Origin of the sequence: Bradyrhizobium arachidis (assembly GCF_024758505.1) — a bacterium.
Classification (GTDB): Bacteria; Pseudomonadota; Alphaproteobacteria; order Rhizobiales; family Xanthobacteraceae; genus Bradyrhizobium; species Bradyrhizobium manausense_C.
In genome coordinates this window covers 6,755,778-6,780,448 of sequence record NZ_CP077970.1, presented here as the reverse complement: position 1 = coordinate 6,780,448, position 24,671 = coordinate 6,755,778, and the positions used below count along the sequence as shown (strand labels likewise).

24 protein-coding genes and 1 pseudogene are annotated in these 24,671 nt (G+C 63.8%); 8 read left to right on the top strand and 17 right to left on the bottom strand.

The window, feature by feature from the left end; translation table 11 throughout:
• Window positions 1-64: 64 nt before the first annotated feature.
• Window positions 65-501, top strand: a pseudogene (locus tag KUF59_RS31295) (FAD/NAD(P)-binding oxidoreductase); the annotation flags it as partial.
• Here the strand turns inward: KUF59_RS31295 and KUF59_RS31290 are convergent.
• From KUF59_RS31290 to hppD, 6 genes are all read right to left on the bottom strand, one after another.
• The gene (locus KUF59_RS31290) at window positions 500-1,723 is read right to left on the bottom strand and encodes a hypothetical protein (protein WP_258767311.1); all 1,224 of its coding nucleotides are present in this window, start codon (window positions 1,721-1,723) and stop codon (window positions 500-502) included. The pseudogene KUF59_RS31295 and the gene KUF59_RS31290 overlap by 2 nt on opposite strands.
• Window positions 1,680-2,681 (bottom strand): hypothetical protein, encoded by a 1,002-nt coding sequence (locus KUF59_RS31285; protein WP_258767310.1) that lies wholly within the window; start codon window positions 2,679-2,681, stop codon window positions 1,680-1,682. The genes KUF59_RS31290 and KUF59_RS31285 overlap by 44 nt, the downstream gene beginning before the upstream one ends.
• An 8-nt stretch (window positions 2,682-2,689) precedes the next feature.
• Window positions 2,690-2,848: a hypothetical protein gene (locus KUF59_RS31280; protein WP_212462670.1), complete on the bottom strand. Its 159-nt coding sequence runs from the start codon at window positions 2,846-2,848 to the stop codon at window positions 2,690-2,692.
• 316 nt (window positions 2,849-3,164) lie between these two features.
• The gene (locus tag KUF59_RS31275; protein ID WP_258767309.1) at window positions 3,165-4,022 is read right to left on the bottom strand and encodes a hypothetical protein; all 858 of its coding nucleotides are present in this window, start codon (window positions 4,020-4,022) and stop codon (window positions 3,165-3,167) included.
• Window positions 4,000-4,515 carry a hypothetical protein gene (locus KUF59_RS31270; protein ID WP_258767308.1) on the bottom strand — a complete coding sequence of 172 codons (516 nt, stop codon included), beginning with the start codon at window positions 4,513-4,515 and terminating at the stop codon, window positions 4,000-4,002. Before KUF59_RS31270 ends, KUF59_RS31275 begins: the two co-directional genes overlap by 23 nt.
• 928 nt (window positions 4,516-5,443) lie before the next feature.
• Window positions 5,444-6,547, bottom strand: coding sequence for a 4-hydroxyphenylpyruvate dioxygenase (hppD, locus tag KUF59_RS31265; protein ID WP_212462674.1), 1,104 nt, complete (start codon window positions 6,545-6,547; stop codon window positions 5,444-5,446).
• 137 nt (window positions 6,548-6,684) lie between these two features.
• On the opposite strand from hppD, the gene KUF59_RS31260 reads away from it, so the two are divergent.
• Window positions 6,685-7,227 carry an Lrp/AsnC family transcriptional regulator gene (locus KUF59_RS31260; RefSeq protein WP_212462675.1) on the top strand — a complete coding sequence of 181 codons (543 nt, stop codon included), beginning with the start codon at window positions 6,685-6,687 and terminating at the stop codon, window positions 7,225-7,227.
• A gap of 132 nt (window positions 7,228-7,359) precedes the next feature.
• On the opposite strand, the gene KUF59_RS31255 is transcribed toward KUF59_RS31260, so the two are convergent.
• The 6 genes from KUF59_RS31255 to KUF59_RS31230 form a co-directional block, all read right to left on the bottom strand.
• Entirely contained in the window at window positions 7,360-8,118 is a 759-nt protein-coding gene (locus tag KUF59_RS31255; RefSeq protein ID WP_283844360.1) for an amino acid ABC transporter ATP-binding protein, read from the bottom strand.
• Window positions 8,119-8,129: 11 nt separating this feature from the next.
• Window positions 8,130-8,972 (bottom strand): transporter substrate-binding domain-containing protein, encoded by an 843-nt coding sequence (locus tag KUF59_RS31250; protein ID WP_212462676.1) that lies wholly within the window; start codon window positions 8,970-8,972, stop codon window positions 8,130-8,132.
• A 28-nt stretch (window positions 8,973-9,000) separates the two neighbouring features.
• The gene (locus KUF59_RS31245; RefSeq protein ID WP_212462677.1) at window positions 9,001-9,642 is read right to left on the bottom strand and encodes an amino acid ABC transporter permease; all 642 of its coding nucleotides are present in this window, start codon (window positions 9,640-9,642) and stop codon (window positions 9,001-9,003) included.
• Between the two features lie 7 nt (window positions 9,643-9,649).
• Window positions 9,650-10,318, bottom strand: a complete 669-nt coding sequence (locus KUF59_RS31240) for an amino acid ABC transporter permease (RefSeq protein ID WP_212462678.1) — start codon at window positions 10,316-10,318, stop codon at window positions 9,650-9,652.
• 77 nt (window positions 10,319-10,395) lie between these two features.
• On the bottom strand, window positions 10,396-11,481 hold the full coding sequence (locus KUF59_RS31235) for a Gfo/Idh/MocA family protein (protein WP_212462679.1): 1,086 nt from the start codon (window positions 11,479-11,481) through the stop codon (window positions 10,396-10,398).
• A 17-nt stretch (window positions 11,482-11,498) separates the two neighbouring features.
• Window positions 11,499-12,332, bottom strand: coding sequence for a sugar phosphate isomerase/epimerase family protein (locus KUF59_RS31230; protein ID WP_212462680.1), 834 nt, complete (start codon window positions 12,330-12,332; stop codon window positions 11,499-11,501).
• A gap of 192 nt (window positions 12,333-12,524) precedes the next feature.
• Here KUF59_RS31230 and KUF59_RS31225 point away from each other — a divergent pair, with 192 nt between their 5' ends.
• Window positions 12,525-13,193, top strand: coding sequence for a TetR/AcrR family transcriptional regulator (locus tag KUF59_RS31225; RefSeq protein WP_212462681.1), 669 nt, complete (start codon window positions 12,525-12,527; stop codon window positions 13,191-13,193).
• A gap of 103 nt (window positions 13,194-13,296) precedes the next feature.
• Window positions 13,297-13,761, top strand: a complete 465-nt coding sequence (locus KUF59_RS31220; protein WP_212462682.1) for a DUF2269 family protein — start codon at window positions 13,297-13,299, stop codon at window positions 13,759-13,761.
• Between the two features lie 16 nt (window positions 13,762-13,777).
• Here KUF59_RS31220 and KUF59_RS31215 read toward each other — a convergent pair whose 3' ends face one another.
• Window positions 13,778-15,217 carry a helix-turn-helix domain-containing protein gene (locus KUF59_RS31215; RefSeq protein WP_212462690.1) on the bottom strand — a complete coding sequence of 480 codons (1,440 nt, stop codon included), beginning with the start codon at window positions 15,215-15,217 and terminating at the stop codon, window positions 13,778-13,780.
• Window positions 15,218-15,361: 144 nt separating this feature from the next.
• Here KUF59_RS31215 and KUF59_RS31210 point away from each other — a divergent pair, with 144 nt between their 5' ends.
• Window positions 15,362-16,999 carry an isocitrate lyase gene (locus KUF59_RS31210; protein WP_258767307.1) on the top strand — a complete coding sequence of 546 codons (1,638 nt, stop codon included), beginning with the start codon at window positions 15,362-15,364 and terminating at the stop codon, window positions 16,997-16,999.
• 340 nt (window positions 17,000-17,339) lie between these two features.
• On the top strand, window positions 17,340-18,149 hold the full coding sequence (locus tag KUF59_RS31205; protein WP_212462827.1) for a Crp/Fnr family transcriptional regulator: 810 nt from the start codon (window positions 17,340-17,342) through the stop codon (window positions 18,147-18,149).
• A gap of 25 nt (window positions 18,150-18,174) precedes the next feature.
• On the opposite strand, the gene greA is transcribed toward KUF59_RS31205, so the two are convergent.
• A complete protein-coding gene (gene greA / locus KUF59_RS31200; protein ID WP_212462826.1) occupies window positions 18,175-18,657 on the bottom strand; it encodes a transcription elongation factor GreA in 483 nt (160 codons plus the stop codon).
• A gap of 78 nt (window positions 18,658-18,735) precedes the next feature.
• Complete coding sequence (locus KUF59_RS31195) at window positions 18,736-19,623, bottom strand: hypothetical protein (RefSeq protein WP_212462825.1); 888 nt, start codon at window positions 19,621-19,623, stop codon at window positions 18,736-18,738.
• A 164-nt stretch (window positions 19,624-19,787) separates the two neighbouring features.
• Here KUF59_RS31195 and KUF59_RS31190 point away from each other — a divergent pair, with 164 nt between their 5' ends.
• On the top strand, window positions 19,788-20,975 hold the full coding sequence (locus KUF59_RS31190; protein ID WP_212462824.1) for a CaiB/BaiF CoA transferase family protein: 1,188 nt from the start codon (window positions 19,788-19,790) through the stop codon (window positions 20,973-20,975).
• Window positions 20,976-20,987: 12 nt separating this feature from the next.
• Here KUF59_RS31190 and KUF59_RS31185 read toward each other — a convergent pair whose 3' ends face one another.
• Together KUF59_RS31185 and pdxR are read right to left on the bottom strand one after the other, a co-directional pair.
• Entirely contained in the window at window positions 20,988-21,617 is a 630-nt protein-coding gene (locus KUF59_RS31185) for an FMN-binding negative transcriptional regulator (protein WP_212462823.1), read from the bottom strand.
• 117 nt (window positions 21,618-21,734) lie between these two features.
• Window positions 21,735-23,207 (bottom strand): MocR-like pyridoxine biosynthesis transcription factor PdxR, encoded by a 1,473-nt coding sequence (pdxR, locus tag KUF59_RS31180; RefSeq protein WP_408918041.1) that lies wholly within the window; start codon window positions 23,205-23,207, stop codon window positions 21,735-21,737.
• A gap of 191 nt (window positions 23,208-23,398) precedes the next feature.
• Here pdxR and KUF59_RS31175 point away from each other — a divergent pair, with 191 nt between their 5' ends.
• On the top strand, window positions 23,399-24,463 hold the full coding sequence (locus tag KUF59_RS31175) for a HoxN/HupN/NixA family nickel/cobalt transporter (RefSeq protein ID WP_212462821.1): 1,065 nt from the start codon (window positions 23,399-23,401) through the stop codon (window positions 24,461-24,463).
• Window positions 24,464-24,671: the final 208 nt, after the last annotated feature.

The window sequence follows — 24,671 nt, the reverse complement described above, 5'->3', positions numbered from 1 at the left end:
TTTTTGGTTTGTTTCCCAGCGTCGGGCCGGCTATTCCTCGGAGATCGAGCGGACCAGACCGGCCTTGACGAAATCGTCGGCGCTGGTGCCTGATGGCCGCACCGTGATTGCGGGGCAGGGGCCACTGCTCTGGCTTCTGGCCGCGCAGATCCTGCGCCTCGGTGGCCGCATCGACCGCATCCTTGATACCATGGAGCGCCGCAATTACTTCGCCGCGCTGCCTCCCGCCTTCGCGTTCCTCGCCTCGCCTTATTTCGCAAAAGGCCTCGCCATGGTGCGCGAGGTGAAGGCGAAGGTTCAGGTGGTCTCCGCTGTGACCGAGATTGCAGCAGGCGGCGACGGCCAACTGGTCAGCGTGAGCTATGGTGGCCGGTCGGCAGCCCGAGACCATCCCCGTGGATCTCTTGCTGCTGCATCAAGGCGTGGGTGCCGAACGTCAATCTCGCGATGGCGGGTCATGACACCATTTCTAGGAAGTTGAGGAAATGTTCACCGCTGCTCAGGATCCGAGAGCCCCGAGCGCGTCGTCGTCTTCCGGAGCGAGCGGGGTGCAGCCGAAGGCCTCGAGCCGGCGGACGATCTGGCGCGCGGCGGCGATCGTGCTGAAATAGCTGCGGGTCAAGGTTCGGTCTTCGAAGCGCGAATACTGCGTAAGCAGGCTGAACGAGTCGAGATCATTCGGTACGTCCTTGACGGAAACAGCGCCGGCAAGGAGTGGCACGGCTGCGCGCAATGCCTCATTTTGGGCGTAGCTCCAGACCGTTTCGACGAGGCTACGCGCGCACAGGCGAGCCGCTCCTTCGGGGAGGTGCAGATCCATAAGGATTTCGATACGGGATCGGAAGCGGACCTCCGTGTGGCGCCCCGCCACGCGCTCAATCTCGGACTCGATCTCGGTCAGTCCGTAGGCGTGTCCGTACGTACAGCAATAGTGCTGCATGTGCCAATCGGGCCCGGCGGTCCAGACGTAGGTTTTCTTGCGATCGAGGGCTTCGTGGCCGATCAAAACATCAACCCTGTTGAGGGTGGGCTTTTCGGCGACGTACCAGATCGGCGCGCCAGCGCTCACAAAGACGTAACCGTCGCAGAACGCGAGCCTCGCTGAACCCCTCAAGGTCTTCAAGATCTGGTCGTCTTTGTTAGAATCGCCGTATTTGTACGTGGGAAATTCGTTAACGAACTCGACGAAGGTACGGCCGTCCTTCCGGCCGAATTTTTCCGACCTGCAGAACGCGATGAACGAGCCGAGCCTGCCTTCGGCTGCAAGCTCGACAAAACTCGTGACGCTGACCGGCCCATCGGGTGCCATGAGAGGCCACAAGAACGTGCTTTCGTACGAGCGCACTTCGTGCAAGCGTTCGCTCACATACTCATCCTGGGTGTGGATGCGATATGCGATCGGCGCCTCGCTCGGGTCGATCTCGCGAATGAGGATCGGCACGGCTTCGGTGAGGACGACGGTCTGCTCCTTCCTGCACCTTGGCCGTTTGAAGACCTGGTGGTAGGGCATGCGCAAATTGACGTGGTGTTCCTTCACGCGAAGAGCTCCATCATGTTGCAGCCGGCCGCTGGCGTGCTCGCGGGCGACGTCGAGGCGAGCGCGACGCAGCCCGAATGAGGACCGAGGGTCGGCCGACAGGTTTGACGTTGCGAATGCGCCACGAACTTCATCGACGTCACTATCCCGCCTGGTCCGCGCCGTCGGCGTCGGGGCCCGGGTCATCGCGGTGCTTGGGCGCGGCAAAGCGCTGGAGGATGCGAGCGACTTCGGCCGGGTCGGGGACGGGCACCGGGAAGCGGCTCTTGCGGTCGTCGGCACGCGCATAGTGAGTCGTTGCGGTGGCATCCGAGGCGTGGCCGAGCAGCGCCGCCACCATGGCGAGCCCGTGCTGCTTTTCCTCCTCGGTGGTGGCGGTCGCCACGTAGGCTGCTTTGAACCGCGCCGTCGCGGCATGGCGCACCGACGACAGGGTCGGATGCACGAGCCGGCGTGGAAACAGTTCCTGCGTCACCCGGCGCATGAGCGACTCCAAGGTGTCATTGAGCGTGTCGTAGCGTCCCTGCGCCTTCGCGGCCTTGGCGACCGCGATCCAGAATTTCATCTGCGAAACGAGGTGAGGGGGAAGGAACTCCCACCGCAGCGCCCGCGTCTCGCCGTGCGCCCGGCCATTGGAGTGCTTGCCGTTAACGACGATCAGTTCCCAGGCGTAGCCCGGCGCGGCGCTGGGGCCGAATTCGGCGGTCGGCCATTCGGCGAAACGGACGCCCGTCAGCGTGCCCGAATTGAGCGCCGCCACCAGCGGCCTGGCGTACTCGCTCGTCGTGGCGAGCGCGGCGTGGCAGACGCGTGAAAGATCGTTCTCGACGCCAACTTTCTGCTTGCACTGAGAGGTCCGCGGCTCGCCCTGCGTGTCATTCTGCGAGACCCAGGTGCGGAGCAGGGCGATGGCGGCGTTCAGGTCTGCGGCGTTCTCGGGCTGACGCTCTGCCGCCTCGGTCATGGTGAAGATCATCGCCGCGCGGATTTGCCGGATGCTCGTGGGCTGCAGATCGCGCTGCATCACGGCCTTGACGAGTTCGACCGGCGTCAGCTTACGGCCGGCTTTCTTATTCTCCGTCTCGGCGATGCGCCGGGTGCGCTCGCGGTAGTCCTGTTCAGTCTTGGGGTCACGGGTCGGCATCGAAACTCCTAGAAGAGCGACGGCTGCAACACGTCGCCGTGCTTGCGGCAGCGACGGGTGAACTCGCGCAGCGCCTTGCGCACGGAGTTCTGGCTCATGCCCAAAGCGACCGCGTCCTCGATGGTCGGGAGGAACTGAAGATCCATGCCGGTGTCGCGGTCGAGCATGGATGCATCTTATGCATAACTGATGTTAGTCAAGGAGCATCGTGGAGTCAAGATCATGCAAAACTGGTCTGATGCATGATTCAAAACGAGCTATGAAGAATTTCTCCGTAGCCGCGCCAAAAGCTGCGCGATTCCAAAGATATGCTCGATCTCGGCGCGCAGGTGGATGCGGCGCACGATCGAGGCGGGAAGCAGCACCGTGACGTATGCTGGCGGGAGCCGCCGGTGGTCGCGATAATATTGAAGAACGTAGGCGGGGGCCTGTGCGCGAAGGTGCCGGCGCTGGCGTAGCAAGGCGGCGACCCGCCGTGCGAGCCTACGCGGCGGGATTGCCGTCATCCGGCACCTCCAACGCCTTGATCAGCGCGACGCCAGAGCGCTTCCACCACAGCGCCAATTCCGAGGCGCAGGAGGCGGCGCGGAAGATGTCGATCCCGAGCCGGCGGCCGAGCGGCTGAATGTCGGTCATCATGGCCGTGGCCACGTCGAGACCGGCATCGGCGCAGATCTCGAGCGCCCTCCCGGCGACGTGCGGGATCGTGATCACGGGGATCTTGCCCGCCACGGCCTTCAGCCGGGCGAGGCCCTCTGCCTGTTCGGAGCCGCTCGCGAAGTCAAAGCCACCCGCGCGCCCGGAGAGCACGAGTGAGCGGCGCAGCACGGGCGCCACCTGGGCTAGGGTCTTCAGATAGCGGCTGGCCTGGTGCATGGACTCCGCCGCGCACGTCGCGAGAACCAGGGACGTTCCAGAAATGCCGAGTGAGGCGAGCGTGGTGTCGTAGGCGGTAGCGGCGACCACGTCGAGCCGGTGCGACGCGGTGCCGCCCGCCCAGTCGACGACGACCGCGCCGCCGGTCTCGGGGAGTTTGACGAGCACGTCCCAGAGCTGCGTCAGCACGCCGCTCAATCCGCCGGTGCGCGTCGCCGCCGTGGCGAACTCCTCGGTCTCGATGAAAATCGTTTGATCGGCGGCGCCGGTCTCGGCCGCGCGGCGGCGGCCGCTTTCGATCTGAACGAGGGTCACCGGCCGCCCGGCGTCGCGGTAAATGTGGCAAACCCGGTGGGCGGTCGTGGTCTTGCCGACCGACGTGGCGTCGGCGACCACCTCGACGACATCGGCAAGCCTGCGCGTGTCCTTCGTCATCTCTTTCTTAATCATCGTGTTCTCGCTCATCAGGGTCGCTCCTCAACTGTTCCAGAAGTGCCGCGGCGCGGCTGGTGGCCGTCGGAAGCTGCGCCGACGGTTTCGGCGATGGCCGAATTTGGGAAAGCTGCGGGACCGAGCGCGATGGTGCGGACGGCGGCGGCGCCACATCGGCCTTGATCACACCCGTCGCCGTGCCGCGATCTGCAGGGGCGTGCAGGGCGTTGCCGCCAACCGCGGCGACCTGCATGTCCGTGCCGGCCTGTGCAGGCGCGAGCCGTGGGTCCCTCGACTGCTGCGCCGCGCGGCGCTCCCTGGCGCGGGACATGGCGCTCGAAACCGTTCCCTGCGGCAACGCGCTGCCGTCCTCACGCGTGATGCCGACCTCGGACAGCATCTTGCCGATCATGGTCGCGGTGGCGCCCTCATCAGCGAGGAACTCGAAGAGCGGAAGATGCAAGTCGAAGACATGCTGATAGGAGTAGCCGAAGCGCCGCAGAGCCTCGCGGCCGATCGCGATCATCTCGTTCCGTTTGTCCTGCGAAAGGCGGTCGATGAGCTTCTTGTCGGCGGATTGCATCACCAGATGTCCAACTGCTGTTTTCGAGAAGTTCTGCGTTTCACCTCTGACATCTATGAATTGCTTGACGATCGCTGCGCTCGTCAATTCCCGATCGTCGCCGCACGAGCCGCCCATCGCTCGCTTTCAGGCCGGCCGACCCGCGATGAAGGCCCGTCGTTATTGAGCTCAGCGGCCGTCCGCCGGTCGCTGAGACCCGCCCAACGGAGCTGGGGAAAACCTTTGCAGATCGAACCTGCGACCCCGGTTCTGGCAGTGTTGGTGCGCCGACGCCGAGATCATCGTCCAACGGAAGACGCTTTTCAGGGGCGAGGAGGTGGGTTGCGCGCGGGGTCCCGCTAGTGTGCGCCTCTACGCCGACGAGAAGGCTAAAGCTAACGAGAGCAAGACTGAGGAGAGTGGGGCGGACGTAGACGTCGGCGGGACGAGCGCGCACATGTTGGCCGCGTCTGTCGGGCTTCTGCCGCACGGCCCGTTAGAGACCGATAGGCGGCGTCGCGGCTACGTATCCAACCGGCCTGTGACCGAGGTCGTGCATTGACGGGGCCGGCCCGGCACCGCGAGCAGCGCTCGATCTGGCCGTCGTGCCGGAGCGACCGCGATCATTGTCACTGCGTCACCGGGCTGCTACACATCACCCGGTGTCGTGCGGATTTTCCGAGGCATTTCAGGTACGTAGTTCTGGCGGAGGCGTGGCTGAGTACCCTCCCGCCCCAGCCAGATCTCCCGCTCAGCCTGAAATCACGCACGAAACCGGCCTGGCTGGGGAATTGCTGGACACTTCTGCGGGCTGTTGCGGCCGACCGGGTAACGCTCCGCCAAGCGCCTCGCTCTCGAAACCGTTGTCCAATCCCGACTTGCGGCGCGCGGCTCAAGATGCCTTGAGCACGCCGCGCTGAATCTGATCGGCCTCGATGCTCTCGAACAGAGCCTTGAAGTTGCCCTCGCCGAAGCCGTCATCTCCCTTCCTCTGAATGAATTCGAAGAAGATCGGGCCGATCACGGTCTTGGAAAATATCTGCAACAGGATGCGGGTCATTCCGCCATTGACGACACCCTCGCCGTCAATGAGGATTCCGTGCTTGCCCATGCGGTCGAGTGGCTCGCTGTGGCCCTTCACGCGATCACACGACTTGTCGTAGTAGATCGAGGGTGGTCCCGGCATGAATTCGAGCCCGCGAGCGGCGATGGCATCGGTTGCCAAATAGATATCGTCGGTGCCGACGGCAATGTGCTGGATGCCTTCACCCTTGTACTGGCGCAGATATTCCTCGATCTGGCTCTTGTCGTCGGCGCTTTCGTTGATGGGGATCCGAATCTTGCCGCAGGGTGACGTGAGTGCGCGCGAGGTCAGGCCGGTCAGCTTGCCGGAAATGTCGAAGTAGCGGATCTCGCGGAAATTGAACGTCTGGCTGTAGAACTTGTACCAGGTGTCCATGTTGCCGCGCATGACGTTGTGCGTCAGGTGATCGAGATAATAGAACCCCACACCTTTCGGTGTCGGATCGACTTCGCCGATCCAGTCATACTCGGCTGAATAGGGTGAGCCCTTCGCGCCATAGGTCTCGACCAGGTACAGGAGAGATCCTCCGATCCCGACAACGGCCGGCACGTCGAGTGACTTGTCGTTGCCGGTATATTCCGTTCCGCCGAGATCGAGGATGCGCTTCAAGGCATGTTTGGCATCGACGACGCGCCAGGCCATGGCCGGAGCGCAAGGTCCGTGTTCGGCGACGAAGCGGGCGGCATGGGAATTCGGATCCCGGTTCAGGACGTAGTTGATTTTTCCCTGACGCCAAATGGAGATGTCCTTGGTCTTGTGCCGGGCGACCTCCGTGTAGCCCATTTGCTCGAAGAGCTTGGCGAGCTTCTGAGGCTCCGGATGGGCGAACTCGACAAACTCGAAGCCGTCGGTGCCGGCCGGATTGGCTGCCGAAATCGTGGCGGGTGGGGCATCGTGCGGGAAGGGACCCAATGTCGCGCTCCTGGAAGGGTATTTGATTTAGATCAAAATACTGCGAGTCCGCTGCACGATCTCTGCAAAATCTGCTCGACAAAGCTTGGCTATGCGTGAAACATGCATCTGGTGCCATTTTCGCGCAAGGATCACGCATGGACCAGTTTGACGTAAAATTGCTGCAAGCGCTCCAATCCAATGGACGCTTGTCGAATTTTGAATTGGCCGATGTCGTTGGTTTGTCGGCATCTCAATGTTCGCGTCGTCGTGCGGCGCTCGAAGACGCCGGTACGATCGCGAGCTACCATGCTCAGCTCGACGGGGAGGCGCTGGGACTCGGCATCATGGGCTTCGTGCAGGTGACGCTCGCAACGCACTCGCCGGATAATTCGAGGCGGTTCTTCAAGTTGATCGAGAGCCTGGAGGAGGTGCAGGAGGCGTACGCGCTCACCGGCGAAGCAGATTACCTCATCAAGGTGTCGATCACCGACCTGAAGGCGCTCTCGCGGCTTCTCAACGATGTATTCCTGCCGCATGACAGCGTCGCGCATGTGCGCTCGTCTATTGTTCTCGACCGCCTGAAGCAAACTTCGCAGTTGCCGCTTGGGCACCTGATACCTGCCGAGAAGCGTCCTGCGGGGCGATCTCGATCCCGAGGCGAAGGTACACCACGATCCGGACGATCCAGAGGGGCTTGAGATTGCGAGACAGTATTCGGTAGCCTGTCGCCGCAAGGTGTGTGAAATGTCACCGGTTCGATAGTCCCTGCATGGCAGGAGACCGTAGGCGCCTTGGCCGACGGAACGTACCCCGCTGCGTCCACAACAGCCTCAGTGCTGCGACAGGATCTCGCCCAAGAACTTTTTCGTGCGCTCATGCTGCGGGGCCCTGAAAAAGGTCTCCGGCTCCGCTTCCTCGACAATCCGGCCGTCCGCCATGAAGATCACACGGTCGGCGACCTGTCGCGCGAATCCCATTTCGTGGGTGACGCAGACCATGGTCATGCCGTCGGTTGCGAGACCGATCATGGTGTCGAGCACCTCCTTGACCATTTCCGGGTCGAGGGCCGAGGTCGGCTCGTCGAACAGCATCACCTTCGGCTCCATGCAGAGCGCACGCGCGATCGCCGCGCGCTGCTGCTGGCCGCCCGACAATTGCGCCGGATATTTGTCCGCCTGATTGAGGATTTTCACACGGTCGAGGAGCCGCCGCGCGGTCTCCTCGGCCTCCGCGCGTGGTATTCCGCGGGATCGGATCGGCGCCAGCGTGCAGTTCTCCAGCACCGTCATGTGCGGAAACAGGTTGAACTGCTGGAACACCATGCCGACCTCGCGGCGCACCGCGTCGATCGCCTTGCCTTGCCCGCCGAGATGGACGCCATCGACGACGATCTCGCCCTCCTGACAGGTCTCCAGCGCATTGATGCAGCGGATCAGGGTGGATTTGCCCGATCCGGACGGCCCGCAGAGAACGATCTTCTCGCTGGCACGGACCGCCAGATTGACGTCGGTGAGCACCTGGTACGTGCCGTACCATTTGTTGACGCCGCGCATTGCGATCATCGGGTCCGCGGTGGCTGCGACCGACATGGCGCTCTCCGTTAGCTGACGGTGAAGGGGATGCCGGGGATGCTGTCGGGGAAAGCCGGCAGCGGGTTGTTCATCCACTTCGGATAGATTTTTCCCCATTCGCCGCTGGCGATGATCCTGTCGATGAAGCCATTGACGAAGGCGTTGATCTCCTTCTCGCCGAGCCGCGTGCAGGCGCCGTTGTAGAGCTTTGTGAACTCGAGCTTGTTCTCGTAAGTGCCGGGTTTGGATTCGTTGAGGCGCGGCACGTAGAAGATGTTGCCGCCGACCGCCTGGACCTGACCGGAGAGCAGCGCCTGCATGGTCGGCGCATCGCCGTCGAAGCGGCGGATGGTGGTGCCGGCAGGCGCCGCCTTGGTCACGTCGGTGTCCTGCACGCTGCCGCGCGCGACACCGATGACATATTTGCCCATATCCGCCGGCGACTTGATCTCGATCTCCTTCGGCGCGATGAAGGTGATGATGTTGGCGCCATAGGGTTTTGAGAATTGCACCGCCTTGGCGCGCTCCGGCAGCATCGCCATGGTCGCGAACAGGATGTCGACGCGCCCGGAGGTCAGCGCCGGAATGCGATTGGCGACGGCCAAGGGCGTGAACTCCGCGGGCACGCCGAGTTCCTTCGCGAACAGCTCGGAGAGGTCGGCATCGAGCCCCTCCTGCTTGCCCGACGAATTGACGAAGCCCCAGGGCGGATTGTCGCCCTGGATTCCGATCAGCACCTTGCCGCGCGCCTTGATCTCCGCCGGCGTCACCGCATAGGCGGTCCGCGACAGCACGAATGGCGCGGCGAGTGCGCCGGCTCCGAGTGCCAGCATGTGGCGGCGATTGAACCCAGTTGTCCTGCTCTTGGTCATGTTTCCCTCCTCAGGTGTATTGAATTCCTCAACGTGCTGCGGTGACGAGCCGCCGCTCCAGCCACGCGCCGTAGAGTGAAAGCGGCCAGCACAGCGCGAAATAGAGCGCGCAGACCAGGCCGAGCACGAGCAGCGGCTTGAAGTTCTGGTTGGAGACGATCGTGCCGGCGCGCATCAGCTCGGTGAAACCGATGATCGCGGCAAGCGAGGTGCCCTTGATCAACTGCACCAGGAATCCGACCGTCGCCGGCAGCGAGATGCGGATCGCCTGTGGCAGGACGACATCTTTCATCCGGTCGAAGTAATTGAGGCTGAGCGCCTTGGCCGCCTCGACCTGGCCGCGCGGCACCGCCTCGATCGAGCCGCGCCAGATTTCGCCGAGGAAGGCGCCGGCATGCAGGGTGAATCCGATCGAAACGGAGACCCAGGGATCGAGCTTCAGTCCGGCGAGCGCGAGCCCGTAATAGACGACGAACAGCTGCATCAGGAGCGGGGTGCCCTGGAACAGCGCGATGCAGCCGGCCGTGGCGCGTTCGAGCCAGCGCCAACCCGACGTGCGCGCCAGCGCGACGCCGAGGCCGGCCACCGAGCCGACCGCAAAGCCGATCGCGGACAGCGCGACCGTCCATTTGAGGCCGGCGAGCAGGAACAGGATCTGGTTCTTGTCCATGGCCGCCTCACTTCAGGGGATAGCTGAGGAAGCGCGCGTTGATCCGCGCGAACATCTGCATCAGCATCCAGGACATCGCGAGATAGAGCAGCGTGACGACGCCATAGACCTCGAAGCTGCGGAACGTGTTGGTCTCGATCGCCTGCCCGACCGAGGTCAGCTCATAGGCCGAGATCGCCGAGGCGATGCTCGTCGTCAGCGTCAGCATGATGAACTGGCTGGTCAGCGAGGGGTAGATCGCGCGCAGCGCCGGCTTCAGGATGATCAGCCGGAAGATCAGGGGGCGGCTCAGACCGAGCGCCAGCCCCGCTTCGACCTGTCCCTTGTTGATCGACTGCACTCCGCCGCGGATGATCTCGATCGCATAGGCGCCTCCGTTGACGCCGAGGGCGATGATCGCAGTCAGCGTCGGATCGAGGCGGATGCCCACCATGGGCAGCGCAAAGAAGATGAAGTAGATCTGGCCGAGGAATGGCGTGTTGCGGATCGCCTCGACAAAGGAAATGACGAGCCAGCGCAGCGCGGCCGAGCGGGAATCGCGCAGCAGCACGCCGCCGATGCCGATGATGAGTGCCAGCGCCATGCCCGACAGCGCGAGGCCAAGCGTGCCGACACAGCCCCAGAGCAGCTCCGGTAGACCCTCGAGCACGGGTCCGAAATCGAACTGGTAGTTCACTTCGTTCCTCCCTCCGGGCGACCCTCTTGGCGGGGCTTGGCTCGGTCCCGTCCGTCCGACGACGGCGAAAGCTTTTTCTACGTCGTCCTCTGCTCGACCTGTCCGCGCGCGAGCGCCGCGTAGCGCTCGCGCAGATCGATACGCCGTCCCGAAGTGGCGGCTTCGGCGATCGCGAGCGTCACCAGCAGACTCCGTGCGCCGTCCTCGACCGGTTGCAGCGACGGCGCCACGCCGCGGATGACATCGCAGAAATGATCGAGTTGAGCGACATAGGGGTCGATCGACGCAGCATGGTTGGCCTGAGCCTGGATCGGCCTGTTCCAGTCCTGCGCGTCGCCTGCCTGCGTCCATTGATCGAGGCTCGGAAACTCGATCGCACCGCGGCGGCCCATGATGCGATAGCTGCTCTCTCCGCTGAACGGAAACTCCGGCGCCTCGCCGAGCCCTTGCTCCATCGTCCAGGGCGTCACCGCGCAGTCGCTGAGAAAGAACGTGCCGAGCGCACCGCTCTCGAACTCCAGCAGCGCGACGGCGGTATCCTCGACCGCAAAGCCGCGCTGGCGGTTGGTTGCGATGGCCTCCACGGCGACGATCTCGCCGACAGTAAAGCGCAGAAAATCGATCTCGTGGATTAGGTTGATCAAGATCGGTCCGCCACCGGCCTGCGACCGCCAAGGTGCGGTCGCGAAATACGCCGCCGGCTTGTGCGTCGCCCAGATCGCCGAGGCGCCGACGACATCGCCAATGCGCCCCTGTGCGAGCAGCGCCTTCAATGTCTTCACTTGCGTATGATGGCGGCGGTGATGCCCGACCAGTGTCCGTATGCTCGCCTTGCGGATCTCCGCGATCAGGTCGGCGGCGCTCTGCAGCGAATCTGTGACCGGTTTTTCGATCAGTATATGGATGCCGGCCCGCGCGCAGGCGATACCGTTCTCGGCGTGGAGCTGATTGGGCGATGCGATGATCACGGCTTCGGGCCGCGCCTCGTCGAGCAGCTTTCGGCAATCCGCGAAGACGCGCGCGCCGGGTTGCTCGGCTGCGACCTGCTCGGCATTGACGTCGGCGATGCCGACGAGCTCGTAGTCGCTGTGTTCGGCGAGCTTGCGCAGATGCTTGCGCCCGATCAACCCTGCACCGATCACACCAATTCTGATTTTCGTCATGTCATCCATTCCGTTGGTCAGGCCCAGCCGCGACAGTCGCGGCGCCTGGTGCCGCGCGGCCGGCCTTCGAGCAGGTGCCTCGTTGCGTTGAATGCCGTTGCGATCCGCTCCTTTGGATCAAGCGCCGGCATCGGCATTTCGACGCTGAGGCTGGTGTCGGCGGGGAGCGCATCCAGGAGCGCGCCGAGCGGCAGGGCGCCGCCTCCTGGCGGCAGCCGACCCTCGCGCGCCTCGGCAATGACCGCGGTTTCAGTTGCCGGCGGTTTTGCGCTGGCATCACAGAGTTGGGCGGCGCGCAGCCACTGGTCGGGAAGCGAGATCAGATCGTCGGCCTCACCGCCCGAGCGCGTCAGGTGCAAGGCGTCGACCAGAATGGCGCCGTTCGCTTGGCCGGCGTCACGGACGATTGCCGTCGCCTGCGACAGGCTGCCGATCACGCGCCAGCGCATGAATTCGAGGTCGACGCGCAAGCCGAAGGACGCGGCGAGCTGACAGAGTTCGGCGAAGTGCGCGGTGAGCCGGCCCAGATCCGGATCGTCGCCCGACGCGATGACCGCCGTCGCGCCGAGATCGGCGCCAGCTTCGAGACAGCTCTCAAGCAAGGACAGGTCGATGGTGGGCTTGAGCTGAACCAGCTCGATATCGCTGACCCGCACGCCCTCGCCAATCAGCACGCGCTTGAGCGCGCGATGGGCCTCGGTGCCGACCCGTGTCGGATAGGCGGGGCCATCGCTGCTTGCCGGGATGAAGCGCAGCCCGACGGCGGCAAACCCGGCCCGCGCAGCCTCGGCAATCAGCGCCGCTGGCGCAAGCTGCAAGGCGGTGAGATGGGCAAGGCCGAGCTCGATCATGAGCCCGGCAACGTCAGGAGAAGCGAGGTGAGGCAGTTCGCCTGCGTCGGATGCATCGGTCTCCTCCTGCCTAATTAATCCATAGGTTAATTGCTAATTAATCCACGGGATAGTTGATGTCAAGAGCGTCCGAATGAGCTATGGATGGGCGGCGAGCCGCTCGGCGGCCGATGCGAAGGATCGAACTGCCAGATGCCAAGCGTGAAGAAGCAGCCGGCGCGGGCGGCGAAGCCTGTCCCGATCAAGCGGCGCGATCGCGAGCGAACGCGGCAGGAGATTCTCGACATCGCTTTCGAGGAATTCGCCGAGAACGGTCTGTCCGGCGGCAATACCGACGCCATCGCCGCCCGCGCCAACATCACCAAGCGGCTGATCTTCTACTATTTCAACTCGAAGGAAGAGCTGTTCACCGCGGTGCTCGAGATGGCCTATGCCAAGATGCGCGCCGCCGAGGAGGACCTGCATCTCGAGGCGCTGGTGCCCGAGGCCGCGATCCGCAGGCTTGCCGAATTCACCTTCGATTTCCACCAGGCCCATCCGGAATTCGTCCGCCTCGTCTCGATCGAGAACATCCATCGCGGGCGGCATATCGGCAGCAGCCAGAGGCTCAAGGAGATGACGCAGCCGAGCATCAGCCAGATCGCGAAGCTGCTGGAGCGCGGCGTCGCCGGCGGTGTGATCCGGCCCGGCATCGATCCGATCGAGTTGCACATGACGCTGAACGCGCTGAGCTTCTTCTCGGTCGCCAACCGTCACACTTTTGAGGCGCAATTTGCCTGGGACATGTCGTCGCCAAGAGCGAAAGCGCAGCGGCGGGCCGAGATCGCCGATGCGCTCTGGCGCTATGTGCGACGAGACTGAGCCGCGGTCAAAGTGTTCGAACACGCCACAAAAGAATCTCCAGAGCGATATTTTCAAAGCGGTATAGTTAAAGGCCTGATGAGATTCTTTTGAGACACTTACAGTGATTTACCCAGTCCTAAAATTGATCCACGTTCTGAGCGCTACAATTCTATTTGGTGGAGGCATTTTTGCTGCCTTGCTAGGCACAATTGTCTTTGGCTCCAAGAAGGTAAGGCTAATCGCGGAAGTCGGGCCTCATATTGTCAGGGTCGAGTTTTACCTGACGACATTGTCCGCGCTCATTCAAATCATCACTGGATTGTGGTTGGCATCGCTTTTGGGATTTCCGGTTTTGACCGGATGGCTTGGGTGGGCCTTGATCCTGCTTTGTACAGCTGCTGTTTGCTGGATCCTCGGTGTCTGGTTGCAGCACCGCATGGTCGATCTTTCCAAGAAGGCTATTGAGACGAACTCGGAATTGTCCGCGGAGTATGATGCGCAATTCAAGAATTGGACTTTCCTGGGCCTCCCTTCGACGGTAGCGATGATTGGGATATTCTATTTGATGGTATTCAAGTCAGTCTGAAAATCGTTGATCGCGCTCAATCCGCCGAGAACCCGAACGGCACGCTCAGCGTCCTGAAATCGTCGGGAAGCAACTCGCGTCCGATCGGCGGCGCGGAGCGTGCGGTGCATCGGGGACGATGGCAGACGCGGCAAGCGACGCCGATCGGCGTGATCGCGTCGGCATCGGGCTCCTTCTGATTGCGCGTGTAGATCAACTGCCCCGCATGTTCGGCGGCGCAGCCGATCGCGATGGCGCGCTCCACGCGGATTGCGCCGAAGGAGCCGCCGCCGGCGGTGACGGTGCGGGCGATCGAGAAGAACCGCTTGCCGTCAGGTAGCTCCAGCCATTGCGTGACGATCTGGCGCGGCGTCTTGAAGATGCCGTGGACCGACCACAGCGGACAGGCGCCGCCGTGCTTGGCGAACGGGAATCCGGCGCCGTCGAGCAGTTTTGAAATATTGCCTGCGGGATCGACGCGGATCAGGAAGAACGGGATCTTCTCGAGACCCGGTCGCTGCAAGGTCGTGACGCGATGGGCGGTCTGTTCAAAGCTGGTGCCGAACTGTCGCGCCAGCGCCTCCAGATCGTAGCGGCGCGCATCGACGGCTTTGGCAAACGCAGAGTACGGCATGATGAGCGCTGCGGCGGCATACGCTCCGAGCGCGCGGCGTGCCAAAAGCTGGGCGCTCTCGGACGTGAACTTGCCGGCTTCGAGGGCTGCCGCGATCTCACCTTCCAATTCGAGATAGGCGAGTTGCTTGGCCAACTCGAAATGGAGACTTGCGGTATCGAGCGAGTCTTCGAGCAGAAGTTGCCTGCGATGCAGGTCGAGGCGCCTGACCGACCCGAGCATGACATTGGGCGGCAGATAACGGACCTGAAGGTTGTGGCGTGTCCGAAGCCGTTCGATGAAACCGGCCGTCCCGGACGAGTCCTGCGCGATGCGCTCGGCGGCGTCGTCGAGATTGGCAAAATTGTTGCGGCGGGCGGCAAGAAACCGCCTGACGTCTGCGACGGGATCGTTGGCATCGAAATTGTCAGGACCCGACGATGAGGCGGCGCCCGCCATCGCTGGGTCTCTGCGCTCCGCCAGCGCCAGCTGTTCTTCGCGATAGGCGGTGTAGAGGCGAAGGAACGCCTCGGTCATTCCGGGATAGCTGACGGCGAGGTCGTTGATCTCGAGCGTCGGGATATCGATGTCGGAAAACATCGGATCCTTCAGCACCGACTGCATCCGCGCCGTGTGGTCGGCGCCGCCGTCGCCGGCGACATCGGCCAGGTCGATCTTGTAGGTGCGGGCGAGGCGCAGCAACATATCCGCCGTCACCGGCCGCTGATTGCGCTCCAGAAGCGCGACGTAGGGGGCGGAAATCTCGAGATCGGCCGCCATGTCCGCCTGGGTCAGCCCCAGGTCGCGCCGAAGCCGCCGCAGTCGCGGTCCCATGAAGACGGAGCGGCCGGTGGAGGTCGTCATCGGGGTCTTCCCTGTCTGTAATATTCTTACAGCTATACACCAGATTTCTGTAAAGTGTGACAAGTTTTCCCGGGAATGGCTAGTGATCGGCACCCTCGCGCGTCAAATGGATGCCAGTTTGTCGTCATCGAAGGGATCACGGACATGAATTTCCAACCGCGCGGAATCAGCGACCGGGCCATCCAGGGACCGGCGTCCTACCAGAGCGAGATTGAGGCGGCTGAAGCCCTCCTCAAGGACAAGCCCACCTGGAACGGCGTGACCGCCGAAGCCGTGGCGCGCATGCGGCTGCAGAACCGCTTCAAGACCGGCCTCGACGTGGCCCGCTACACCGCGGCGCTGATGCGTGCCGACATGGCCGCCTATGACAACGACCCGACCAAGTACACCCAGTCGCTCGGCTGCTGGCACGGCTTCATCGCCCAGCAGAAGCTGATCTCGGTCAAGAAGCATTTTGGCACGACCGATCGCCGCTATCTGTATCTCTCGGGCTGGATGATCGCCGCGCTGCGCTCCGAGTTCGGCCCGCTGCCCGACCAGTCGATGCACGAGAAGACCTCGGTGCCGGCCCTGATCGAGGAGCTCTACACCTTCCTGCGTCAGGCGGATTCCCGTGAGCTCAACGACATCTTCCGCAGCCTCGATGCCGCCCGCAAGGAAGGCGACAAGGTCAGGGAGAAGGAACTGATCGCGAAGATCGACAACTTCAAGACCCACGTCGTGCCTGTCATCGCCGACATCGATGCCGGCTTCGGCAACGCCGAGGCGACCTATCTGCTCGCCAAGAAGATGATCGAAGCGGGCGCCTGCGCGCTGCAGATCGAGAACCAGGTCTCCGACGAGAAGCAGTGCGGCCACCAGGACGGCAAGGTCACCGTGCCGCACGACGTCTTCCTGGCAAAAATCCGCGCCTGCCGCCACGCCTTCCTCGAGCTCGGCGTCGAAGACGGCATCGTCGTGACCCGCACCGACTCGCTCGGCGCCGGCCTGACGCAGCAGATCGCCGTGAGCCACAAGCCCGGCGACCTCGGCGACCAGTACAACAGCTTCCTGGATTGCGAGGAAGTGACGGCGGCGAATGCCAAGAACGGCGACGTCATCATCAACCAGAACGGCAAGATGATGCGTCCGAAGCGGCTGCCCTCCAACCTCTACCAGTTCCGCCCCGGCACCGGCGCGGACCGCTGCGTGCTCGACTGCATCACCTCGCTGCAGAACGGCGCGGACCTCTTGTGGATCGAGACCGAGAAGCCGCATATCGAGCAGATCGCCAGCATGGTCGATCGCATCCGCAAGGTGATCCCGAACGCGAAGCTCGCCTACAACAACTCGCCGTCCTTCAACTGGACGCTCAACTTCCGTTGGCAGGTCTACGACGCGATGAAGGAAGCCGGCCAGGACGTGTCCAAGTACAACCGTGCCGAGCTGATGAAGGCGGAGTACGACGACACGCCGCTGGCGAAGGAAGCCGACGAACGCATCAGGACCTTCCAGGCGGATTCGGCCAAGCGCGCCGGCATCTTCCACCATTTGATCACGCTGCCGACCTACCACACGGCCGCGCTGTCGACCGACAACCTCGCCAGGGAATATTTTGGCGAGCAGGGCATGCTCGGCTACGTCAAGAACGTGCAGCGCGCGGAGATCCGTCAGGGCATCGCCTGCGTCAAGCATCAGAACATGGCCGGCTCCGACATCGGCGACGATCACAAGGAGTACTTCGCCGGCGAGGCCGCCCTGAAGGCGGGCGGCGCCCACAACACGATGAACCAGTTCGGCTAACCGATCCGATCATCTGAATTCTTGCGGGGCGATCTCAACGGCGGTGACGTCGTCGAGATCGCCCCGTCCATTTTGATCAGGGTCATGATGCGACGGGCCCAGGGCGCTCAACGCGCTGTCGCAAGCGTCACCGGTCGACCATCTCGGCGGCACCGCTGGGTGCAAGACGTCGTTAATTGTATGACTTATTCAAGATCCTGTTTGCTCGGCGAAAATCTGCGGTTGGGTACCGCAATTGTCCGTGCTTGATCTCGCCTGACGGCTCTGTTTGGATGGTTCTGGTCGGCAATTCGCATTTCGGATTATCGCAGTGGATCAAACAAACGGATACGGTCGTTCATTGACTGCTCGTTCACCAGACAGCATCGCGACCGTCCAGCGCGCTGGCATCGGCAACCGGCTGCTGGCGGCGTTGCCGCAGGCGGATCTCGATTTGCTCACGCCTCACCTCCAGAAGGTCTCGTTCGAAGCCGATGCAGTCCTGGTGCGGTCAGGCGACGAGCTCGACCCGGTCTACTTTCCCCACAGCGGCGCAATCGCCTTTATGCTCGATATGCCGGATGGGCAAACGGTCGCAACCACCTTGATGGGACGAGAGGGCGCTTTGGCCTCGTTCTCCGTGCTCGGCCCGGCGCTTTCATCCGTGACCGCGGTTGCTCGCGTGGCCGGAACGGCATCGCAGATCTCCGCCGCCAAGTTTCGGGCCGCCTATGCGCGAAGCGCGGCCATCAGGAATGTCGTGCAGGTCCACGTCCGCGCGCTGATGTTGCAGCTCCAGCACGTTGCCGCCTGTAACGCGCTGCACCTCGTGGACGGCCGCATGGCGCGGTGGCTGCTGCAGATCCACGACCGCGTTCCCGATGACCGCCTTCCGGTGACGCAGGAGGCGCTTGCGCAGTTGCTTGGGGTGCGGCGGACGACAGTGACTCTGACGATGAGCAAGCTGCGCGCGGCCGGCGCCGTCCCGACCGACCGGCGCGGGTTCGTCGAAATCGACCGGGCGCGGCTCGAGCGCGTCGCATGCGATTGTTATGCCCTCATGCAGCGCAAGATCGATCGGATGTATTGCGAGGAATTGTCGGCGCCGCAGCCTGGCCTAGCGCTATCAGAGGAAAACTCCATCGCCGCCTCCAACCGAAGCGGGCGCTGAATCCAGAGCCGCTTCGCGGGCGTCGCTACGCGATCGCGACGATTTCGATGTCCTGACCGGAGGTTTCGATCACGTCGCCGATCGCCTTGCCCAGCAATGACCGGGCGATCGGCGACACGAAGGAGATCATGCCCTGCTTCGGGTCGGCTTCGTCCTCGCCAACGATGCGATAGGTCTGGACGCGTCCATCATCGCGCTTGAAGGTGACCGTGCTTCCAAAACTGACGGTATCGCTCGCGATCGGATCCGGAACCACCTGCGCCGTTCGCAGCCGCGCTGCAAGATATCTGATATCGCGCAGCGGCAGCGCGCCCTCCCGGCGCCGTTCGTTCACGTCCTCGATCTTCTGCGCGAGATCGTAGGCCTCCTGCGCCTGCTTGAGCTGAGCTTCCAGGGCTTTCAGGCCTGCCGCCGTGACGAGGTTTTGATGAGACGAGATCGGGCGATCCGGCAACATCGTCTCGGCCGCGGTTTCGGCACTTTCTTCCTTGGTGAATGCAACGCTCAAACTGTGGAACTCCTGGCGAGGCGCGGCGCGCCCTGGTCCTTGTCAGATAGCGGCCGCGGCAGCCAGTGCAAGGCTCACCTATCCCTCGTATTGATCCGGTCCCATCGCCCACTGCGATTGATCGTGACCGAAGGCGTAGTTGCGGTTGTTCAGTGCCGGATTGCGATTGACCATCGGCCGCATGAACATCGGGTGGGTGGCGCTGCGCACCTCGTGCTCGACCGTGAAGAGAGGCTTGCCGCTGTCGAGATCGACGATGTCGCAGAACCGGTACTGGTACTGATTGTCCTCGCGGGAGATCAAATTGCGCGCCAGGAGCCGGCGGTATGGGCCGGAGAAGTCGGTGATGTACATCTGCACGTGGTGGCCGTCATAGTCGGGCTGGGGCCGATCGCTCTCGCGGAACAAGAGGTGCTGGTCGCGCCCCGTCTTCACGGCAGCGACCCTGCCGTCGCCGTTCCGCAAGTTCGCGGGCATGCCCATGATTTCGGGATAGAAGGCGCAGATCGCGGGTGCGGTCCCGGCCGGCACCTCGAATTCGACATAGGGGATGCCGAGCGTGATGCGCCCGAAGCGCGCCGCGTCCGGCTCGTAGCAGCGCAGCCGGTTGCCCCACGGGCAGGTCGCCTCGACATGGTCGTTGTGCTCGGCGAACGCGAACGCCGTGCCCTCGAGTTTTTTGGCGACCGACGCCAGCCGCTGCAGCAGCGCCTCGCGGCCTGCGATCACCAGCCCGACATGACCGCGCACCACCTGCGGCCTGCCGCTCGGCAGATGAAACTGGCTCCGTCCGGCGTTGATCCACATGTTGGTGTCGGAGACCATCAGATAGGGATCGCGGGTGAGGCCAAGTCCCGCCACGTAAAATAAGGTCGCCAGGCGCTGATCCGGGACCTGCACGTTGACGTGCTCGAAATGGACGGCGTTGCCGAGATCCTCGGCGGAACGATCGAACTGTTGGGACATGGATGCGGCTCTGGGTGCGGGACGGACGTGACATAATAGAGCAGAACGCGGGCTCGTCGAACCCTCCGGCCCGATCACTTCTGTGGGCTGAGGCATGCTGTCGGCCGCCTTGCCGCGGCAACCATTCTCTGTAATCTGGCAAAAAACATCAGGGAAAGAGACCGATGGGGGGAGTTCTGGAAGGCGTGCGCGTCCTGGATTTCGGGCGCTATATCGCGGGGCCGTATTGCGCGACATTGCTGGCTGAATTCGGCGCCGAAGTCATTCGCGTGGAAAAGCGCGATGGCAGCGAGGATCGCTTCGTGGCGCCGGTCGGCGAAGGCGGCGAGGGCGCGCTGTTCCTGCAGGTCAACCGCAACAAGAAGTGCATCACGCTCGATCCGATGAAGCCCGAGGGGCAGGAGGTGATGCGCCGCCTGATTGCGACCGCGGACGTGGTCGTCGCCAACCTGCCGCCGCAGACCCTGCGCGCGATGAAACTCGACTATGACTCATTGAAGGCGATCAAGCCCGACATCATCCTGACGACGGCGACTGCATTCGGCGGACCGGGGCCGTGGTCCGACCGCGTCGGGTTTGACGGTGTCGGGCAGGTCATGTCTGGGTCGGTGTACATGACCGGCGAGGGAAATCCGCCGTACCGGGCCGCGGTGAACTGGGTCGATTTCGGAACCGCGCTGCACTGCGCGTTCGGCACGCTCGCCGCGCTGATCGAGCGCGGCAAGTCCGGGCGCGGGCAGATCGTCGAAGGCGCGTTGCTGGCAACCGCATTGTCGTTCACCAACGCGACGCTGATCGAGCAGGCGGTCATCAATGTCAATCGCGTGCCATCGGGCAATCTCGGCCAGACTGCAGCACCAGCCGACATCTACCGTACCAAAGACGGCTGGGTGCTGTGCCAGGTCACCGGTCATCCGCTGTTCAAGCGCTGGGCGAAGCTCATGGGCGAGGAAGAGCAGTGGCTGAACGATCTGCGCTTTGCCGACGACATCAGCCGCGGCAACAACGGCCCCATCATCAGCGAGCGGATGGCGCGCTGGTGCGCCGAGCGCACCACGCAGGAGGCCGTCGATACGCTGGGCAAGGCGATGATTCCAACCGGGCCCGTGCTGAGCCCGCAACAGGCGCTGGACCATCCGCATATTCGTGCCGCCGGTTTCATGCAGGACGTCGACTATCCGGGCCTGCCAAAACCTGCGCCGGTGTCGCGGGCCGCCGTGCGCCTGTCGGAAACGCCGGGCGAGATCGCAGCGCGCCCGCCGACGCTCGGCGAGAACACCGATCGTGTCCTCGCCGACCTCGGCTATGACGGGGCTGCGATTGCGGCGCTCCGGCGGAGCGGCATCATCTAGCGCGTTCGCGTCTCAAACCTGCGTCGGAATGAGCCGCGCCACTTCCTGATCTCGCGGCTCTTCGCTCGCGGCAAGGCCGGCCGCGACTCTGACGCGATCAGCTTCGGGACGGTTTTGGCTCATCTTGCGCTTGCCCTCGAACCGGGTGACGGGGATGCGCACGCCGACGATGCCGCGCAACTGCGCGGCGATGAAATCTGCCGGCGCGTCGCTGACGGCCCAGGGTGTCGCGCGCGCTCCTTCGTGGAGGTTGGTCAGGCGCGTCACCGCGTCGAGCAGGCGCTCGCTGTCCTCGAAGAACTCGACCGGGCCGTAGGCGTGGACCGCGATGTAGTTCCAGGTCGGCACGACCTTTCCGGTCTCCTGCTTGGTCGCGTACCACGACGGCGTCACATAGGCTTCCGGCCCCATGAAGATGGCGAGCGCCTCGCCGATCGGCGACGCACGCCAGTGCGAATTGGCCCTTGCCATGTGCCCGTACAGCACGCCGTGCTCGCCCTCGCTCTCGTCGAGGAACAGCGGCAGGGGTGTCGCCAGCGGTCCGTCCGCCGTGGCGGTGACGAGATTGGCCAGGCGTGCGGCGCGAATGGTCGCGCGGATGTTTTTGACATCGTCGTCCCTGAAGGCGGGGGGCGTATACATCGAAGGTCTCCCGGCGGATCTGCGTTCTCGGCTCAGGGATAGCCGCAATCTGGCCTGCCGAGAACGGCCAGTTCGTGAAGATTTAACTAGTCCAGTTAGGGCGCCGGCGCGGTGCGTCTATCGCCTCGGCCGTACCTGATCCACGGCCTGCGCCAAAAGCTGGCAGCCGCGTTCGATCTGGCGCGCCTCCAGTGCGGCGTAACCCATGATGAGCCCGACGCCGTCAGGCCGGCGCGGCGAACGCCGTTGATCGAACAGCGCCGAGACGGGATAGATGCCGGCGCCTCTAGCGCGGGCAGCTTCGATCAACGCCGCTTCGCAAGTTTGCGGCAGGTCGCGAAACCAGACCACCACATGCAAGCCGGCCGCGGCGCCTTCGATCCTGATGCGCTCGCCAAATCTGCGGTGCAGGGCGTCGAGCAGGGTCTGCCGGCGCTCACCGTTGCGTCGCCGAACGCGCCTGACATGGCTGTCATAGCCGCCGCTCTCGAGCATCGTCGCGAGTGCGTCCTGCTCGGCCAGCGGTGTGTGCCGGTCCATGATTTGCTTGGCCGCGCTGAACACGGATTGCAGTCCGGATGGCACCACCAGATATCCGATCCGCAGCGTGGGCGAGAGCGTCTTGGAGATGGTGCCGAGATAGATCACGTTGTCGCTGCCTTCGAGCGCATGCAGCGGCGGGACGGGTTTTGTATCGTAGCGGTACTCGCTGTCGTAATCGTCCTCGATCACATAGGCGTCGAACCGTCTTGCCCAGGCGAGCAATTGGTGCCGGCGCGCGATCGGCAGCACGCCGCCCATCGGAAACTGATGCGACGGCGTCACATAGGCAAGCCGCGCTTCGGTCTTTGCAAGTCGCTCCGTCTCCAGTCCGTCCGTGTCGACCGGGATCGGCACCGCAGAAGCTCCCGTGGCCGAGAACACGCGTCGCGCCATCAGGTAGCCGGGATCTTCCATGACGAACCGGTCACTGGAATCGAGCAGCAGCCGCGCGCAGAGATCGAGCCCCTGCTGCGAGCCGTTGACGACGACGATCTGGTCGACGTCGCATCGCACGGTCCGCGAACGCCAGAGATAGGCTTGCAACGCCGTGCGCAGCCGAAGCGAGCCGCAGGGCTCGTCATAGCTCAGCTTCTCGCGCCGCCGCGTCATCGCAGCAACCACGGCGCGCTTCCACGCCAGCACGGGAAAATCCGACGGCGAGAGATCGCCATAGCGAAAGTTTGCGATGGGGTTGCGCGCTGGCGGCTCTGCGCGCGGCGCGGCCTGCCGCACCCGCTCGCCATAGGCCGACAGCCGCGGCCGCCGCGACGACGCGCGCGACGCAGTACCCGCGCGTCCCACATCGGTCACCGCGCGCGCGACGCGCGGCCGCGCGCCGTGCCGCATGTCGATGAAACCTTCGGCAACGAGCTGCTCGTAGGCGACCGTCACGGTCGAGCGCGATACGCCGAGTTCGTGGGCGAGCGCGCGGGATGACGGCAGCAGGCCGTCGGCGCCATAGACGCGGCCCAGGATCTGGTCCCGGAGCGCTTCGTAGATCTGGCGTGCGCCCATGTGCCGGGCAGGGTGTCCGCGGGACGTCTTCATCTGGACCATCAAAAGCTCGCAAAACCGATCGATCTTGCAGGCCAGTCTGCGACTTCCCCGGCGGAAAGCCAAGCGGTGGACCTGTTTGATGGCCGGACGCAGGGCCCTTGTCTTGCCCCTTGCCAACCCCAGTATGATAGTTTTTGATAAACATCATACTTGGGGTGACTTCGGTGGACGGACTAGGGCGCGTGATCAATAGGGCTTTGCGGGCGGTTGAGCCCGGCACGGTCCTGCTGTTCGGCGGGCTCATTGCCGCCAATGTCGCCGCCTGGGCGTGGGCCTTCGCCGTGTTCGCCGACCGGCCCGCTGTCATGGCGACCGCGGGGCTCGCCTGGGTGTTCGGCCTGCGCCACGCCGTGGACGCCGATCATATCGCGGCGATCGACAACGTCGTGCGCAAGCTGATGCATGCCGGCGATGCGCCGCGAAGCGCGGGCCTTTATTTCGCGCTCGGCCATTCCACGGTCGTCGTTATCGCGACTGTGCTGCTGGCCGTTAGCGCGGTGAGCTTTGGCGGCGACAGCCTCTTCAAAAGCATCGGCGGGCTGATCGGCACCTCGGTCTCCGCGATCTTCCTGCTGCTGATCGCCGTGCTCAATCTCGTCATTTTCATCAGCCTGTGGCGCACCATGTGCGCGGTGCGCGACACTGGCGGCCACGATGCCGAACAGCTCGACGCGCTGCTGGCCGGCCGCGGCTTCCTGGCGCGTCTGCTCGCGCCGATGTTCCGCATGGTGACAAAATCCTGGCACATGTATCCGCTGGGCTTTCTGTTCGGGCTCGGTTTCGACACCGCGACCGAGATCGGCCTGCTCAGCATTTCCGCGACCGAAGCTGCGCGCGGCCTGTCGCTGACGCATGTGCTGGTCTTTCCGGCGCTGTTCACCGCCGGCATGGCGCTGGTCGACACCGCGGATTCCGCGCTGATGGTCAGCGCCTATCGCTGGGCCTTCGTCGATCCCATGCGAAAACTCTGGTACAACCTCACCATCACCGGCGCCTCCGTCGCGGTCGCGCTGTTCATCGGCGGCGTCGAGGCGCTCGGCCTGATCGGCGAGCAGCTCGGGCTGTCCGGCGGGCTCTGGACACTGGTCGATCACCTCAACGAGTCCCTCGCCAATTTTGGTTTTGCGGTGATCGCGCTGCTCGCGATCGCCTGGCTTGTATCCTATCTGGTTTATCGTGCTGCGTTCAGGCCTGACCGCGCTGAGGCGAACGTCTTGAAGTGCGGCGATGCGGTCGAGGTGGTCTAGGATTGCGGGGCGTGGCCAGCCATGCGGCCAGGCCTTCGCACTTGGCGCCTCTAGCCCGCTGACGGAGGACAACGCGTTCCGCTCGCAGCCGACCAGCATCGTCTAGTTGGCGGCAAGTTTGTCGTAGCGTTTCGCGACCCGGCAATTGAAAACACGGCGGTCATTTACCCGCGATTTCATTGTTTAGTCCGGCGCGCGAGCCATCGAG